Here is a 985-nt window from a genome sequence, read left to right on the forward strand (position 1 = left end):
CACAGAATGATGTCACGCTGAAAATGCCGGCCTTTGAATGGGTTCATGTGCAGCTCCATCAGCAAAAGGGGATGATAAGTTTATCACCACCGACTATTTGCAACAGTGCCATATTTTTCACTATTAATCAGAAGGAATAACCATGAATTTTACCCGGATTGACCTGAATACCTGGAATCGCAGGGAACATTTTGCCCTTTATCGTCAGCAGATTAAATGCGGATTCAGCCTGACCACCAAACTCGATATTACCGCTTTGCGTACTGCACTGGCGAAAACCGGTTATAAGTTTTATCCGCTGATGATTTACCTGATCTCCCGGGCTGTTAATCAGTTTCCGGAGTTCCGGATGGCAATGAAAGATAATGAACTGATTTACTGGGAACAGTCAGACCCGGTCTTTACTGTCTTTCATAAAGAAACCGAAACATTCTCCGCACTGTCCTGCCGTTATTTTCCGGATCTCAGTGAGTTTATGGCGGGTTATAACGCGGTAACAGCAGAATATCAGCATGATACCAGGTTGTTTCCGCAGGGAAATTTACCGGAGAATCACCTGAATATATCATCGTTACCCTGGGTGAGTTTTGACGGATTTAATCTGAATATCACCGGAAATGATGATTATTTTTCCCCGGTTTTTACAATGGCAAAGTTTCAGCAGGAAGGTGACCGCGTACTATTACCTGTTTCTGTACAGGTTCATCATGCAGTCTGTGATGGTTTTCATGCAGCAAGGTTTATCAATACACTTCAGCTGATGTGTGATAACATACTGAAATAAATTAATTAATTCTGTATTTAAGCCACCGTATCCGGCAGGATTGGTGGCTTTTTTTTATATTTTAACCGTAATCTGTAATTTCGTTTCAGAAGGCACTGTTGCAAAGTTAGCGATGAGGCAGCCTTTTGTCTTATTCAAAGGCCTTACATTTCAAAAACTCTGCTTACCAGGCGCATTTCGCCCAGGGGATCACCATAATAA

At 42.1% G+C, this 985-nt stretch carries 1 protein-coding gene; it reads left to right on the forward strand.

What is annotated here, in order from left to right; all coding sequences use genetic code 11:
* The first annotated feature begins 142 nt into the window (after positions 1-142).
* A complete protein-coding gene (locus ACJHX7_RS26165; RefSeq protein WP_001011939.1) occupies positions 143-784 on the forward strand; it encodes a type A-2 chloramphenicol O-acetyltransferase CatII in 642 nt (213 codons plus the stop codon).
* Positions 785-985 lie beyond the last annotated feature (201 nt).

The sequence above is a fragment of the Escherichia sp. WS1451 genome (assembly GCF_046487365.1).
Lineage (GTDB): Bacteria > Pseudomonadota > Gammaproteobacteria > Enterobacterales > Enterobacteriaceae > Escherichia > Escherichia coli.